The 14,146-nt window shown below is 48.6% G+C and carries 15 protein-coding genes and 1 riboswitch; of the genes, 4 read left to right on the plus strand and 11 right to left on the minus strand.

What is annotated here, in order from left to right; all coding sequences use genetic code 11:
• Positions 1 to 31: 31 nt before the first annotated feature.
• The 4 genes from ACFQZT_RS16335 to ACFQZT_RS16350 all read right to left on the minus strand — a co-directional run bounded on the left by ACFQZT_RS16335 (position 32) and on the right by ACFQZT_RS16350 (position 3,549).
• A complete protein-coding gene (locus ACFQZT_RS16335; protein WP_379301684.1) occupies positions 32 to 685 on the minus strand; it encodes an amino acid ABC transporter permease in 654 nt (217 codons plus the stop codon).
• A 53-nt stretch (positions 686 to 738) separates the two neighbouring features.
• Complete coding sequence (locus ACFQZT_RS16340) at positions 739 to 1,623, minus strand: glutamate ABC transporter substrate-binding protein (protein ID WP_379301686.1); 885 nt, start codon at positions 1,621 to 1,623, stop codon at positions 739 to 741.
• A 24-nt stretch (positions 1,624 to 1,647) separates the two neighbouring features.
• On the minus strand, positions 1,648 to 2,376 hold the full coding sequence (locus ACFQZT_RS16345) for an amino acid ABC transporter ATP-binding protein (RefSeq protein WP_379301688.1): 729 nt from the start codon (positions 2,374 to 2,376) through the stop codon (positions 1,648 to 1,650).
• Between the two features lie 261 nt (positions 2,377 to 2,637).
• A complete protein-coding gene (locus ACFQZT_RS16350; protein WP_379301690.1) occupies positions 2,638 to 3,549 on the minus strand; it encodes an NAD(P)/FAD-dependent oxidoreductase in 912 nt (303 codons plus the stop codon).
• A 494-nt stretch (positions 3,550 to 4,043) separates the two neighbouring features.
• On the opposite strand from ACFQZT_RS16350, the gene ACFQZT_RS16355 reads away from it, so the two are divergent.
• Together ACFQZT_RS16355 and ACFQZT_RS16360 are read left to right on the plus strand one after the other, a co-directional pair.
• Positions 4,044 to 4,406: a response regulator gene (locus ACFQZT_RS16355; protein ID WP_379301692.1), complete on the plus strand. Its 363-nt coding sequence runs from the start codon at positions 4,044 to 4,046 to the stop codon at positions 4,404 to 4,406.
• 86 nt (positions 4,407 to 4,492) lie between these two features.
• On the plus strand, positions 4,493 to 5,140 hold the full coding sequence (locus tag ACFQZT_RS16360) for an SOS response-associated peptidase (protein WP_379301694.1): 648 nt from the start codon (positions 4,493 to 4,495) through the stop codon (positions 5,138 to 5,140).
• A gap of 24 nt (positions 5,141 to 5,164) precedes the next feature.
• On the opposite strand, the gene ACFQZT_RS16365 is transcribed toward ACFQZT_RS16360, so the two are convergent.
• Complete coding sequence (locus ACFQZT_RS16365) at positions 5,165 to 5,599, minus strand: DUF1284 domain-containing protein (protein WP_379301696.1); 435 nt, start codon at positions 5,597 to 5,599, stop codon at positions 5,165 to 5,167.
• Positions 5,600 to 5,783: 184 nt separating this feature from the next.
• Between ACFQZT_RS16365 and ACFQZT_RS16370 the strand changes: the two genes are divergently transcribed.
• Positions 5,784 to 6,353, plus strand: coding sequence for an Hcp family type VI secretion system effector (locus ACFQZT_RS16370; RefSeq protein ID WP_379301698.1), 570 nt, complete (start codon positions 5,784 to 5,786; stop codon positions 6,351 to 6,353).
• A gap of 61 nt (positions 6,354 to 6,414) precedes the next feature.
• Here ACFQZT_RS16370 and ACFQZT_RS16375 read toward each other — a convergent pair whose 3' ends face one another.
• Both ACFQZT_RS16375 and ACFQZT_RS16380 read right to left on the minus strand, forming a co-directional pair.
• Positions 6,415 to 6,996, minus strand: coding sequence for an NUDIX domain-containing protein (locus ACFQZT_RS16375; RefSeq protein WP_379301757.1), 582 nt, complete (start codon positions 6,994 to 6,996; stop codon positions 6,415 to 6,417).
• A gap of 540 nt (positions 6,997 to 7,536) precedes the next feature.
• Complete coding sequence (locus ACFQZT_RS16380; protein ID WP_379301700.1) at positions 7,537 to 8,949, minus strand: hypothetical protein; 1,413 nt, start codon at positions 8,947 to 8,949, stop codon at positions 7,537 to 7,539.
• A 154-nt stretch (positions 8,950 to 9,103) separates the two neighbouring features.
• Between ACFQZT_RS16380 and ACFQZT_RS16385 the strand changes: the two genes are divergently transcribed.
• Positions 9,104 to 9,319 carry a hypothetical protein gene (locus tag ACFQZT_RS16385; protein WP_379301702.1) on the plus strand — a complete coding sequence of 72 codons (216 nt, stop codon included), beginning with the start codon at positions 9,104 to 9,106 and terminating at the stop codon, positions 9,317 to 9,319.
• A gap of 21 nt (positions 9,320 to 9,340) precedes the next feature.
• Here the strand turns inward: ACFQZT_RS16385 and ACFQZT_RS16390 are convergent, their stop codons facing one another.
• The 4 genes from ACFQZT_RS16390 to ACFQZT_RS16405 all read right to left on the minus strand — a co-directional run bounded on the left by ACFQZT_RS16390 (position 9,341) and on the right by ACFQZT_RS16405 (position 14,075).
• Positions 9,341 to 10,264, minus strand: coding sequence for a polysaccharide deacetylase family protein (locus ACFQZT_RS16390; protein ID WP_379301704.1), 924 nt, complete (start codon positions 10,262 to 10,264; stop codon positions 9,341 to 9,343).
• The gene (locus ACFQZT_RS16395; RefSeq protein WP_379301706.1) at positions 10,261 to 10,521 is read right to left on the minus strand and encodes a YqkE family protein; all 261 of its coding nucleotides are present in this window, start codon (positions 10,519 to 10,521) and stop codon (positions 10,261 to 10,263) included. Before ACFQZT_RS16395 ends, ACFQZT_RS16390 begins: the two co-directional genes overlap by 4 nt.
• 66 nt (positions 10,522 to 10,587) lie before the next feature.
• Positions 10,588 to 12,423, minus strand: coding sequence for an APC family permease (locus ACFQZT_RS16400; protein WP_379301708.1), 1,836 nt, complete (start codon positions 12,421 to 12,423; stop codon positions 10,588 to 10,590).
• Positions 12,424 to 12,518: 95 nt separating this feature from the next.
• A riboswitch (cyclic di-AMP (ydaO/yuaA leader) is annotated at positions 12,519 to 12,669 on the minus strand.
• 176 nt (positions 12,670 to 12,845) lie between these two features.
• Positions 12,846 to 14,075 (minus strand): NAD(P)/FAD-dependent oxidoreductase, encoded by a 1,230-nt coding sequence (locus tag ACFQZT_RS16405; RefSeq protein ID WP_379301710.1) that lies wholly within the window; start codon positions 14,073 to 14,075, stop codon positions 12,846 to 12,848.
• Between the last annotated feature and the right edge of the window lie 71 nt (positions 14,076 to 14,146).

The following is a 14,146-nucleotide window of genomic DNA, read 5'->3' on the forward strand; positions in this document are numbered from 1 at the left end:
TCACCCTCCAAGTATGGCGCGAAGACCGGCCTCAGCCGCTCCGGGCCAGCTTGCGCTCCAATCGCAGCGCTACATAGCTGAGCGGAAGCGTCAGCACCAAATAAAGCAAAGCGACAAAAACATAAGTATCGAATGTCGCATACGTCTCCATGGCGACCTGATCGCCGAAATACATCAGATCGAAGCCGGCGAATACACCGAGCACCGATGAATTCTTAACCAGGTTAATAAATTGGTTGCTAAGCGGTGGAATAACAATTTTGACCGCTTGCGGCAGGACGACATGCCACATCGTTTGGATGTAGGTCAAACCAGATGCTTGCGCCGCCTCGGACTGTCCTTTCGGTACCGACATAATGCCGGCCCTGATCGCTTCCGCAATAAACGAAGCTGTGTAAACCGTGAGGCCTACGGTTCCGCAGACAAACCCGCTTAGTGTGATGCCTACAGAGGGCAATCCGTAGAAAAACACAAAAACAACAAGCAGCAAAGGAATGTTACGAATAAACTCCACATAAGCTGTCCCGATCCAATTCAGCGGCTTCACGGACGAGATGCGGAAAATGGCAATGATCGTTCCCAGAACAAAGCTGCCGATCAATGCAATTACGCTGGCAATAATGGTGTTGCCGAAGCCCTTCATGTAGATGTCGAAATAGTCGGTAAAAATCGAGAATTCCGGCATACGCTCCCCCCTCATATACAGAAGATGGGTGGCGGCAGCCACCCATCATTCACTTACTTGGATGGCGATTGGCCAATCCATTTTTCATAAATCTTTTTATACTCGCCATTGCTTTGCAGCTTCTTCAGCGCTTCATTGACAGCCGTCTGCAGGGTAGTTTCACCTTTCTTCATCGCGATGCCGTAAGGCTCATCGGTGAACGGCTCGCCTACCACTTCAAAGTTCTTATCTTGCGCCATCATGCCGTAAAGAATCGCATTGTCCGTCGTCAGCGTCTCACCTTGACCTGCTTTCAATGCGCTAAATGCATCCTGGTAGTTATCAAACTCCAGCACCGTAGCATCAGGCGCTTTCGCTTTAATGTTCGTTACGGAAGTGGAGCCCTTCACAGCCAATACTTTTGTGCCTTTCTTGATGTCCGCGATGCTCTTGATCGGGCTGCCTTTTTTCACAAGCAGGGATTGACCGGCTTTAAAGTAAACATCGGAGAATTCCACTTGTTTCTTACGCTCTTCGGTAATCGTCATCGTAGCGACAATCATATCGATCTCTTTGTTGTCGAGCATCGGAATGCGTGTCTTGGAGGTAACTTCTTTCAGCTCCAATTTCTTCTCGTCGCCAAGGATCTCTTTGGCTAACGCTTTCGCAATATCAACGTCGAAACCTTCAACTTCGCCGCCAGTCGGGTTTTTCAAACCGAACAGCTTCGTATCGTACTTCACGCCAACGACAAGCTTGCCTCTGCTCTTAATTTCATCCAGCACGGAAGCGCCGCCTGCCGGTTTCGCGCTGCTTGGCGCGCTGCTGCTTGCCGGGCTCGAAGCCGGTGTGCCTGTCGCGCCCCCCGAAGTTTTGGCGTTGTTTCCACACCCCGATAATACGAATACCATGGCCAACATAAACGTGAAACAACTCATCATCCATTTTCTTGTCATCATTTGAACTTGCTCCCCTCTATATGTTTAGTGATTTAAAACCCGATTCAAAAACAGTCTCGCTCTTTCCTCGCGAGGGTTAGAGAAGAATTCGCCGGGCGGCGCTTCTTCTACGATCTGGCCTTTGTCCATAAACACGACGCGGTCGGCCACTTCACGGGCAAAACCCATTTCGTGCGTGACGACAACCATCGTCATTCCTTCATGCGCCAGCGTCTTCATAACGTCTAGCACTTCGCCGACCATTTCCGGATCCAGTGCGGAGGTAGGCTCGTCAAACAGCATAATTTTCGGCTTCATCGCAAGCCCTCTTGCAATCGCCACACGCTGCTGCTGACCACCCGAGAGTTGTGAAGGAAAGCGCTGCGCTTTATCCTGGATGCCGACTTTCTCGAGGTAATACATCGCCACCTCTTCGGCTTCTTTCTTCGCCATACCGCGCACCTTGATTAGCGCCAGCGTGATGTTGTCGATGACTTTCTTGTGGGGATACAGATTGAAATGCTGGAACACCATCCCAATATCCCGGCGCATTTCGTTAATGTTCGTTTTCTTATCGCTGACCTTGTAGTCGTTTACGATAAGCTCGCCACTTGTAATCGCTTCCAAACGATTGATGCACCTTAACATTGTACTCTTACCCGATCCGGATGGGCCGACAACAACAACGACCTCACCTTGTTTAATCTGAAGATTGATCCCTTTGAGCACATGAAAATCACCGTAATGCTTCTCTACTTGTTGAAATGAGATCAATGGAACCCCCCTCTTCGTTGGATCATTAACCGATGTAAAAAATGTAAACTGTTTGTTACATAAACTAACACTTGGTGCGTTAAATATCCCTAACTAACTATGGAATCCTATACAATCCGACATTTGCTCAAAAAAAATATTTAGATTTTTGTAAGAAATCACAATTTTTCAAAGGTTATGGCTAAAGCTCCACCCGCAAATAAAAAAGAGCTGGAACCCATTTATATCTGGGATCCCGCTCTTTCTTTTGAATGCAACGAATCAATTAAATTCCGCTTCGATTAAATCCGAGTTAACGCCAATGGCCGCCCGGTTTCCTTCCGCTGCTGCCCCAATTAGCTGAGCAGGTCCGCTGACGGACATATCGCCTGCAGCATAGACGCCTTTAACATTTGTTCTGCCTAAGACGTCTGTGACGATACCTTGGAGAGAGTTTAGCTCGAGACCCAGCGTCTCGGCAAATCCAGTAGCCTGCGACCAGCCGATCGTAACGAAGCCGCCATCCCTAAGCAAATCGGAGCCGTCCTCGAAAACAATTTTCTCTAACATCCCGTTTGTTCCATGCAGGGAGGCAATTTTCTGCTCATAGCATCGAATTCCCTTATTGGACAACACTTCTTTCTGCTCTGGCGTCACAATATCATTGCCGTTCGTGCAAAGAACAACGTCTTTGCTCCAGTTATATACGACCTTTGCCATATGAAAAGCATGCTGATTCTCAGCGATAACGACCAATGCTTTGTCTTTTAACTCCCAACCGTCGCAATAGGGACAGTTGAATACGCTTTTACCGTAATATTCACGAATTCCCTGCACGTCAGGTACAATTTCTTTCAACCCTGTTGCGAGAAGAACGGTACGGGCCCGATAAGACGCTCCAGAATCCGTGATGAGCTGAAACGCGCCTCCTTCTTCATCTTCCTTGATCAATTGCACGACTCTTTCACCTTGAAATTGAACCGAAGGATACTTCGCTATGTCTTGATGGGCAATCTCGCGGAATTCACCGGGCTTCACGCCATCCCTCGTAATGAACCCGTGCGACTCCTGCGTCACCGCATTTCTAGGCTTGTTATCATCAAACAAAACCACTTGCCTCCGGGCTCTCCCGAGCACTAGGGCAGCATTTAAGCCGGCGGGGCCTCCACCAATAATGGCACAATCAATAACCATGTTACATCGACTCCTTTTTCAAAAATGATGTGAGTTGTTCGTTTGTCCGCTCAGCAATTTCCGCGATGGTACTCCCATGTAAATATTGTTCCAAGGCACGTTCCGCGTCGCACATCACGCCTTGAATGCAATCATAGATTTATTTTGTCTATAATTATAACAATACCAGATTTTACCTTAAATTTCCTTATCTAAATCCATTCTTTAGCAATTATTTCTTCGCTCATCGATGTAAATTCCTTGCTTTATTGGATGAAGATTCTTTACAATATTGATGAACCTCCCCTGCCTATACTTCGCTAAGAGGCAGGAGTTTCTTACTACTACTTGCCGTAATTTTCTACATGACAGCAGGTTTGCCACCGTCATTCGCTACACATGCAGCGGAAAAAATCGAATTCACTCATACAGTGTGGAATGAATTACTAATAAAAAGCCCTAATAAAATCTTCGCTTCTCTCCGAAAACATATAGTAGAACAGGAGGAAGCAGCTATGGCAACTAAGATTCTCGTTGTGGATCATGTCAAAAGTCTTAGAGGAATTTTACGGCAAATTATTACCAAGATGGGTTACGATGTGCTGGAAGCTTCCAATGGAGCCGAGGCTATTCATAAGTATCGAGATAACAAACCTGTTCTGACCACGATGGATTTGAATATGCCGGACATGAATGGCATTGACGTTCTGCGAATCATTAAAGAATTCGATCCTCACGCCAAAATTGTCATGTGCTCCGCTATGGAGCAGAAGTCGATGATTATCGAAGCGATCCACGCGGGAGCCAAAGATTTCATCTCCAAACCGTTTCACGAGCAAGAAATGATGGAAACCATGACGAAGCTGCTTGTCATTTGAACTTGCCCCAGAAAGGCTTCATCACCTCATACATGAATTTGGCGGATTAGGCAAATAATAGCCAAAATCAAATGAGGTGGTAGCCCATGTGTACTTCGATATCCATTCTTGCCGATGTCTCCGAGCTGGTCAAACAATTTCAAATTGATCGTTTATTGTCCTATAGCTCCAACCGTTATGAGGTTCGTCCGACGGAGTCCCTTTCCGCTGTAGTTGTGAACAAAAAGGGAGAACGGCTTCTCGATGAGTTTCGCTGGGGTTTGATGCCCTTTTGGGCCAAGGAAGCCGTATGCGGCGACCGAGATTCGATATTTACCAATGAAGTCTTCAGACGTATTGTGAAGAAGCAGCGCTGCGTAATTCCATGCAGCGGTTTTTATGTTAGCCGCACAGAAGGCAAAGAAACCAAGTGGATTAAATTTAAAATGCGCAGCGGCACGTTCGGCATCGCAGGTCTGTATGATGTGTGGCGTTCTCCGTCCGGCGACGAGGAACTGCGCACTTGCATGATGCTGATGACGGAAGCGAACCCACTGGTCTCTCCTTACCAAGGCAGAATGCCGGCGATACTTGACGAGGAGCAGACTAACCTCTGGCTGCAGCCGGAGTTGAGAGATCCTTACGCACTCAGATCGTTGTTGCGGCCCATGGATGATCTGCTCATGGTTGCGAATGTGCTGGCATCGCCGGAAGAGAAACTGGAGGCTAACTCCGATGTCGGTGTGCTCATATAAAAAGATGAAATAACCGGGCTCGCGCTATGCGCGGGTCTTTTTTTCTACCGGCGGCAATGCCCCTCCACTTGCGATGATGCGAACCCCTTCCTCACAAACGCCGTAAGGCTGCCAGCGGCAGGTGGCACAAAGATGGCCAATGTCGCTAGGTGCAACATGCTCTGCAACTTGACTGCATATTTCGGCCCAGCTCCGCTCCATTCCTACTTGCAGACCCAGCTTCTCAACAATCTCTGCATCCCTTTGGTATACGGTTCTCCCTTCACAGTGCGATTCCTGGTCAGCGGGATAGGCAGCGCATAGATCATCAGGTCCCAGAACGATTCGGATCGTCGTCTCCGGATGATTGCGCAGCTTTTCATAAACGGCGGTCATATTTTCACAAAATTGTTCGGAATATCCCATTCCCCTGTAACCTAATAAACAAAGCAAATGATGTCCCCGAAGGCCGATCGTCATTGTCATTCCCCTTTTGGATCAAACTCGTCATGTATTACTTAAATGTAGATGATTGCACCGCAACAAATCAATACATAATAATTCCAAAAGCGCTGGGGCGAGCGTATATACAAAACCTGTAATTCCAGCTATACTGAATTCGAATAATACAATTTGTATCAATTTATTTTAGGGAGTGGATATTATGAGAACATTGAAAAAGCAATTTTTTATCATGGCCATCGTATTATTGTTAGCGCTTACTTTTTCTATCGTTCCCGCTTCTGCCGCATCGACCTCCGAACCTCAACCCAAATATGACGTTTATCTGAATTTGGATGGGATTCCAGGAGATTCTACAGTTAAAAATTATGAAAAGTGGATTCAGCTTGCCGATGTTCAATTTGATGTATCCAGTAAGGCAAGCGCCGTAGCAGGCAGTGGAGCAGGCGCCGGCAAGGCAGCTCTGGAAAACTTTACAATCACCAAACCCTTTGACTCCGCTTCCATTCCTTTATTTGTGGATATGGCTACCGGAAAAAATATCGCTAAAGGCCAGCTTGTTTTTGTAAGCAATGCCCTGCAACCGGCTGCAATACTAACCATTGATCTAAGTACAGTTTTTATCAGTGACTATAAGTTCGATGATACCCACGAAACGATTTCACTAAGATTTGGCGGTATCAAGATGAGCTACACGCCGATCACCGCTAAAGGAACCAAAGGAACTCCCATTACAGGAGGTTGGGACTTTATTAAAAATACGAAGCAGTAAAAAAAGCTGCGCAAGTGAAAATCCCCTAGTCCTCTCCAAGAGGCGCTAGGGGATTTCTCATTCATTTCGAGGCGACGCGAGAATCCGGTACACGGTACAATCCGTACCCCTCCATCGGAACGATGGGATTCTCGTCGGTAACCAGCCCCGCCGCATCGGCATGCATGGCAACATCGATGAGCCAACGTGTGAAATCGGCAACGTTCATCGACTGCATCTCTTCCAGGCTGTAGAAGCCGGCGGCATCGACTTCCACTCCGTCAGGTGCAGGCTCACCGCTAATATAATCCATCTCAAAAGCAATATATAAATTATGTATGCTTCTCGGTAAATCGCGCACGGCAACAACCCTCTTAACAACAGCTTCGATGCCGGTTTCTTCCATCACTTCACGCTGAATCGTATCATGAATCAATTCATGCTGTTCAATGTATCCGCCTGGATTCGTCCATCTGCCTTTACCCGGCTCCTGCGCCCTGCGCACAAGAAGCATTTTGCCTTCCCGCATTACAAGCGCGCCCACGCCGATGCTATAATTTCCCCAATGTACAAAGCTGCACACCGTACAAGCTCTGCGCAAAGTTCCGTCTACATCCCGAGTCTCTAAAGTCGCCCCGCAGGACATACAAAATTTGGCTTCCATCATCCTCCAACCCTTCTATGTGTGTGCTTGTCATCCTTCATTGTAACACGAATTGGATGCCATTCACTCATTTGAATGGAGCTGGATCATTATCGCAATCCCAGACTTTTTTTAGCATGCTGATATTCGAATGAAACCTCGAATAACATTTTAAATGCAGGATTACTTTGAAGTCTGGATTTTAAAAATGGATACAAATTCGGCTTCTCAAATTTTAATATGGTGATCACTTCGACCAATGGGCCATGCGATCTTTGTATGTTATAAATCATATCCACACATTTATTCAGAGACACAAGACTATCGTCAATTAGCCCTAGTTCTTTGATGATTAGATACTTATCCATAAGTCCTATTCCCTTTCAGCGGTTTGGTTCAATAATCCCAATATAACATGTGTGTATGCAAGAATCTGTGTTAAAAATAACAAAAGAGAAAGCTGTAACATTATTTCTACTCTGCCATTGAATAGGACTCATAACACAAATAGCCCCATTACTGCCGTGTAACATTCAGGCAGCAATGGGGTTTCGTGACAACCTACACCAGGAACATCGCCACGATCGTCGTGACGGCGAGCCCGATGAGCACCGGCTTAAGGTTCCGTCTGGCCAACTCAAAGGGGCTCACGCCGCAAATGGCTGCCGCAGGAATGAGCGCCCACGGGATCAATGTACCGCCGCCGACCCAGATGGCGGCGACTTGCCCGAGCGCGGTCAAGGTGGCCGCGCCCGTACCAATGGCGGTTGCGAACAATTGCGCAACCGAGCCGGCGAGGGAGATGCCGGAGAAGCCGGAGCCATCGAGCCCCGTAATCGCGCCGGTGACGGTTAACGTCACCGCGCCCACTGCGCTGTTCAGCGGCACGTGATTGGCCAGCGCGACGCCGAGGTCACCCACAATCCCGTGCGAGCCTTGCGGCAGCACTTTGCCGAACAGCTCCACGAAGGCGGAGTCACCCAGGTAGAAGAATGCGGCAATCGGGATGACGGGACCGAATACTTTGAAGCCGAATACGAAGCCTTCAATCAGGTAGGAAGTCGTCTGTTCTAATCCTTTATTGCCGTGAGCCAGCAAGGTTACGGCAATCAGAATAAACACTGCTGTTCCTCCGACCAGCGCCGTTGCGTCCCCGCCTTGCAGGTTAAGCACGAACATCGCGATGACATCCGCCGCGAACAGCAGCGGAATGATGACGGCGAGCCATTTCCTAGCCTTGGGAGCAAGTGTGATTTTCGCATCTTCTTGGACTCCGTCCGAAGTCAGCGTCCCGCTCGAACCGCTCGCAACAAGGCCGTCCCGCCAAGTTCCGTTCTTGATATCCCTCCGCATCATCCAGAAGGCAGTAACGGTCGTTACTAGCCCCATCACAATGACGAGTGGAATACTGGCCTCCATCACGGCGGTGACTGGCAAACCAGCTGCATCAGCTGTCAACTTCGGAGCTCCTTGAATAATGTAGTCGCCGGAGAGGGCGATACCGTGTCCGAACAAGTTCATGGCCATCGCTGCACCAAGCGCAGGCAATCCGACTCGAACCGCAACGGGAAGCAGCACGGCGCCAATAAGCGCTACAGCCGGAGACGGCCAGAAAAAGAATGACGTCACCAGCATAATGAGACCGATCCCCCAAAATGCCAGTGAAGGCGTTCTCAGAAATCGGGTCAAGGGCGCAACCATCGTTTCATTAATACCGGTTCGGATCAAGATGCGGCTCATGGCAACGATAATCGAGATGATCATAATCGTGCCCATCAGCTCTTTGGTTGCATAGATAAAGCTATTGAATACCCCGGATACCGAGCCGCTAAGCGTTTCCGTTGCAAGCAGCCCCAATGCGAAGATACCGACGACGCAAATCATCGTCGTATCGCGCCGTTTGATCAAAACGGCAAGGATAAAACCGATAAATATCAGATATACCCAATGAATCGGCAATAATTGAATGTCCACCGGGAATCACTCATCCTCTCTACACCAACAGCGTTTGTGCTACAGTGTATGCGGGGATCTGGGCGTGGGTTCTCCCGAACGTAGAATCCGTGGTTAATGCTTGGCTTGTGGTACAATAAGAGGAGAATTTTATTTAAGTAAGGAGATTGGATATATGGCTCGGAACCACCGATTAATAACGGACATTGATTTTCAGGAAGCCATAGACCGGAACGCAAGTGTCCGTGTCTTTAAGGACGATCATATCGTGGATTCGAATGCCGTCATTTTACGCTTTAGCGAGACGACCGTCGTCGTTCAAACCCAAGTAAGCGATTTGACCTATTACGATCGCAACGCCTGTGAGTTTTTTGAAATGAAAAAACGCTAGCGCTGACAAGCAGCAGTAGCGTTATTCAAGTGGATATGCGCTTAACTGGACGAAGCGGAAGCCCGCCTTCTGTAGCTCGGGAACAGCTTTTATGACTCCTTCCGCCGTATCCTTCTCCGGTTGGTTCATGTGTGCCAGTACAATAGCTCCGTTATGGGCCTTCATTAGTGCTTGGTAAACTTGCTGCGTGTTATAAGTAGCGCCCGCATCGCCAAGCACATTGTAATTGACCGCCTGGAACCCAAGATCTTGTACAATTTGCACTGCGACTTCGTCGTAATAAGCCGTACCCGAACGGTAAAATAAAGGGCGGCGACCCGTCAGCTTTTCGATTTTGTCAGCGTTGTCCTTAACTTCATCGATGACCCCGCTTACGCTTTTTGTTCCGGCGATGCCATAAGCCGCCTTTCCGTTCACCGATAAGGGCCGATGCTCCGTACCATGGTTCTCGATCTCGAACAACGGATCCGCTGCAAGCTTGGCAAACGTGCCCGGATTGGCATCGATCCATCTCGCGTTCATAAATAATGTCGCCGGGATGTGCGCTTTAACGAGATAATCAATCAGCTTCTCGTCATAGCCGCTGCCTTCCTTGCCGCCGCAGGCATCAAACGTGAGCGCAATGACTTTCTCTTTTGTTTGCAGATGCGTCAGCACTCCGGGCACATGCTCGCCCCACTTTGAGGGGCTTAATGGGCTATAGCGGTTCAGTAGCGTAGTCTTTTGAGCTTTGGCGTCAAGCTTACCGGATGAAACCTGAGCTGCTTCCGGCGTAGCTGTCAGCGATGGAGCCAGCGGCGGGGCTTGCGCCGCCGTCGTCTGAAGTGCAGAAGGCTCTGCAGACGGACTTGTCCCTGCGGGCATACTGCCGACCGTTCCACAACCGGACAACGTCATCATGCTAAGCACAACGAACAGGATAGAGCGTCCTGTTCGTTTTTTCATTTGTGCTTGCGCCAATCGAGATTGCTCTTGCTAAGCAGATGTCCAAAATCGTTCTCCAGCCGTTTCTCTTCCGCTTTACGCGCGGCCTCCGCCTGCTCCCTGGCAGCTTCCTTGCGCGCTTGCTCTTCGGCTTTCATCGCATCGGATTGCGATTTGAGCTTGCTTAAAACTTCCGGGCTAAGCAGATCCTTAAGTGTTGCCGGTTTATCTTGAGATGTGGCATCCGGAGCTGCAGCCGACCATTTTTTCTTGGCCATTACTAATCACCTCGGTTTCTCCCCACATTATTCAAGAGCCCATAGGAAAAGTCAACCCGGTTATGCCTACTCATGCAAATGATAAGGAACTGTCGCCACGACAATATCTTTATCCGATTGCAATTTCGAGCGGATTCGCGACGCAGACTGGTTATGAAGCAGACGGTGCCACCACTTTTTAGGAATAAATTGCGGCAAAATCACCATAATCGATTGTTTTTCGGATACGTGCGTATCAATTCTTTCGATAAACTCGGCCAACGGTTTCACGATGGTTCGATAACGGGATTTGAATACGACCAAGCGAACGCCAGGATCCCATTTATTCCATTTTTCTTCCATCGCTTCTTCCTCTTCCTCCGAGAAAGATACGTAGAAGGCGATAACATTGGGCGATAACGACTTCGCATAGTTAAGCGACTGGGCCACAACGCGGTGAATTCCCGCGACGGGAACAATAATCAGCGATTCTTTGGTACATACGCGATCATGCGCAATATCAATCCGCAGTTGTTTGGCAACATCATCGTAGTGAGCGCTTATTTTCGTTATTAACCAAAGCAGCAATGGCGTCACAACGATAACGATCCAAGCGCCTTCCACAAATTTTGTAAAACAGAAAATCAGAAGTACGGCGAAGGAAACCAAAGCGCCTAACCCATTAATGAGCAATTTACGCCACCAGCCCGCGTTCCGCTCTCTAATCCATTTGCGAACCAAGCCGCTTTGCGCCAGTGTAAAAGACAAGAATACACCGATAGCATACAACGGAATGAGTCCGTCCGTTTTACCTTTGAAGACGATAAGCAGAATGCTGGCCAGCACCCCGAGCGTAATGATACCGTAGTTGAATGAAAGCCGATCTCCACGGAAAGAAAACATGCGCGGGAAGTTTTTATCTTGAGCCATAATTGAGGCCAAGATGGGGAACCCGTTAAAGCTCGTATTCGCAGCTAATGTCAAGATGAGCATCGTCGCGATCTGTGTTGCATAGTACATCGTCCCGCGGCCAAACGCTTGCTCGGTCACCATCGACAACACGGAGGTATGCCCGTTCGGATCAGGAGCGATCCCATAAGCTAGACTGAGCATGGTCACCCCGCCGAAAACAATAGCCAAAAGCGTTCCCAATGAGGCCAGCGTTCTCTTGGCATTTTTGACGGAAGGCGTACGGAAATGCGGTACCGCATCCGAAATCGCTTCGATTCCCGTTACAGCGGAGCAGCCCGATGAGAATGCTTTTAGGAGAACAAACAAGGTTAAACCATGCGTCACCGAACTCGGGACTAGATGGATAGGCTGTGTATGTTCGTGTCCTGTTACCATATCGAAGATCCCTTTTCCAACTAGAAGCAGCACGCAAAGAATGAAAAAATAAGTAGGAATTGCGAAAACCGTGCCTGATTCTGATGTGCCGCGCAAATTCAGCCATACCATGAGCCACACCAGGAGCAACGCCATTGGGACTATGTAAGGCACTGTTACCGGGAAAGCCGACGTTATCGCCTGTACCCCCGCTGAAATCGAAACCGCAACGGTAAGCGTATAGTCGATTAGGAGAGAAACCCCCGTCAACCGCCCCCACATCATCCCCAAATTCTCTTTGGAAACCATGTAAGCTCCGCCGCCCTGCGGATAGGCCTCAATGACCTGACGGTAACTAATGACCAGAATTGCGATGAGAGCGATGATAGAGATTGCGATCGGCAAGGAAAAAGCAAAGGCTGCAACCCCCACGGTCGCAAGCTCCAGCAGAATTTGTTCGGTCCCATAAGCAACCGAAGAGAGCGCATCCGAAGACAGGATGGGCAGCGCCTTCCAAACTTGCATTTTCTCGGATTCGATCTCGCTGGACTTGAGCGGTTTGCCGAAAACAATTTTTTTGATTGAATCGCTAGTCATTCTGTGTAAGCCCCCAATAAAATCTAATAGTCTGATGTTACATTGCCCTTAAGTACGCAAAAAAACACAAGGATAGCCCTTGTGTTTACACGCGTTCTCCTTCTCACGACCGCTTACGAGGTTAGCTGCCGGGTTCGGGCCGCGAGAAATATGCCCTAATCGGTGCAGATGCATGCACCTTTATTCACCCCATGAAACCTTCGGTTCCCCCGCTTTTCTAAGTAGAAAATTCAGCGAAATATTCAAATGTGATGTACGAAATGAATACTACTCTCTTATCGCAACATAGTAAAGGAGGGAATAAAGTTAAAAAGGCATGCCGCGCCATCACATTCATCCAATAATTCGCTTACAACCGTGTGATTCGTTGATTTACTTCGATTATCTGATGCTTTCGTTTATCTTTCTCGATTTTTTTGTCCTTAACCTGAGACGTGATGATTTCTTGTCGTAACTTTGTGTTTAAAAATCATCTTTTTCCATACAAGCGGCAGCCCGCCGATGAGGAACAGATAACGGGCATCGATCACTTTTTTGAGCAGTGCTGCGAATTTGCCCTTGACCTTCTTCACTTTCAACAAGCCGACCGCTTCCCCTCTTCCGAGCGAGGCGACTGTCCCTTTGTAATCAAATGCAAATGGCTTAAGAGGCTTGTTACGAACGGCTGCAATAAGGTTTCTCGCGGCATTGTAGCCTTGCTGCACGGCAATCTGGGCATTAGCCGGATATGGAGAGCCGTCCGGGCCCGTGACGATGGAACAATCGCCTGTGATGAACACATCGGGATATTGAAGCGAACGCAAATGTGCGTCCACCTTCACTCTCCCACGCTGTACGTCAAAACCCGCTTTCTCCAAAAGCGAATTGCCGCGTATGCCGCCCGACCAAATGACCGTCGCTGAACGTATGAACTCTCCGTTGCCTAGAATGACACCCTCCGGTGTACATTCCTTAATCGGGGTCGCTAATTTGTACTGCACACCTTTTCTACGCATCACGTCCATTCCATATTCGACGAGATCGCTTGGTAAGCCTGGAGGCAGCGCCGATGGGGACGCTTCGACATTGAAGATTTTCACACTCGCCGGGTCGACGTCGTAGGTTCTGCTCAACACGGGAATGTGGTCCGCCAGCTCGCCGACAAACTCCGTGCCAGTGAAGCCAGCGCCTCCGACCACGAACGTCAAATAATCCTGGCGATGCGGCTGCATCTTATATTTCGCAAACATATATTCGATGTGCTGGCGGATGAACCGCACGCTATTAATGCTCTTGATCGACATTGCATATTCTTTCAGACCCGGAATGCCGAACGTCTCGGTCTCGCTTCCCAGCCCGACAACCAAGTAATCGTAGGAGAGGATTTCGTCACCGAGCACTACCTTCTTCTCATCAGGCAAAATCTGTTCCACAGTCGATTTCACGAAACGCACTTTGTGCTCGTCGATCAGTTCTGAAATCTCAACGCGGGCGTTGTCATGATGGTCAGTACCCGCCGCCGGCATATGCAGATGCGTGGTGATGTAGTGATAATCATGCTTGTTAACGAGCGTCACATCCAGTTCGTCGAATCTGATCTTCTTCTGAAGCCTGATCGTTGTGACAAGTCCACCGTAACCTGCGCCTAAAATGACTACTTTCGGTTTGCTCATGAGATCCTCTCCTCCGATTTTCTCTCTTTAAAGTTTGTGAAATAAATCACTTACATCTTTATCATATTCTT

The sequence above is a fragment of the Paenibacillus sp. GCM10027628 genome (genome assembly GCF_042676385.1).
Classification (GTDB): Bacteria; Bacillota; Bacilli; order Paenibacillales; family NBRC-103111; genus Paenibacillus_E.

Excerpts from the sequence above, each read along its gene's own strand:
- ACFQZT_RS16335 (WP_379301684.1), bottom strand. The coding sequence starts at position 685 with ATGCCGGAATTCTCGATTTTTACCGACTATTTCGACATCTACATGAAG.
- ACFQZT_RS16340 (WP_379301686.1), bottom strand. The coding sequence starts at position 1,623 with ATGATGACAAGAAAATGGATGATGAGTTGTTTCACGTTTATGTTGGCC.
- ACFQZT_RS16350 (WP_379301690.1), bottom strand. The coding sequence starts at position 3,549 with ATGGTTATTGATTGTGCCATTATTGGTGGAGGCCCCGCCGGCTTAAAT.
- ACFQZT_RS16355 (WP_379301692.1), top strand. The coding sequence starts at position 4,044 with ATGGCAACTAAGATTCTCGTTGTGGATCATGTCAAAAGTCTTAGAGGA.
- ACFQZT_RS16360 (WP_379301694.1), top strand. The coding sequence starts at position 4,493 with ATGTGTACTTCGATATCCATTCTTGCCGATGTCTCCGAGCTGGTCAAA.
- ACFQZT_RS16365 (WP_379301696.1), bottom strand. The coding sequence starts at position 5,599 with ATGACGATCGGCCTTCGGGGACATCATTTGCTTTGTTTATTAGGTTAC.
- ACFQZT_RS16370 (WP_379301698.1), top strand. The coding sequence starts at position 5,784 with ATGAGAACATTGAAAAAGCAATTTTTTATCATGGCCATCGTATTATTG.
- ACFQZT_RS16375 (WP_379301757.1), bottom strand. The coding sequence starts at position 6,996 with ATGGAAGCCAAATTTTGTATGTCCTGCGGGGCGACTTTAGAGACTCGG.
- ACFQZT_RS16385 (WP_379301702.1), top strand. The coding sequence starts at position 9,104 with ATGGCTCGGAACCACCGATTAATAACGGACATTGATTTTCAGGAAGCC.
- ACFQZT_RS16390 (WP_379301704.1), bottom strand. The coding sequence starts at position 10,264 with ATGAAAAAACGAACAGGACGCTCTATCCTGTTCGTTGTGCTTAGCATG.
- ACFQZT_RS16395 (WP_379301706.1), bottom strand. The coding sequence starts at position 10,521 with ATGGCCAAGAAAAAATGGTCGGCTGCAGCTCCGGATGCCACATCTCAA.
- ACFQZT_RS16400 (WP_379301708.1), bottom strand. The coding sequence starts at position 12,423 with ATGACTAGCGATTCAATCAAAAAAATTGTTTTCGGCAAACCGCTCAAG.
- ACFQZT_RS16405 (WP_379301710.1), bottom strand. The coding sequence starts at position 14,075 with ATGAGCAAACCGAAAGTAGTCATTTTAGGCGCAGGTTACGGTGGACTT.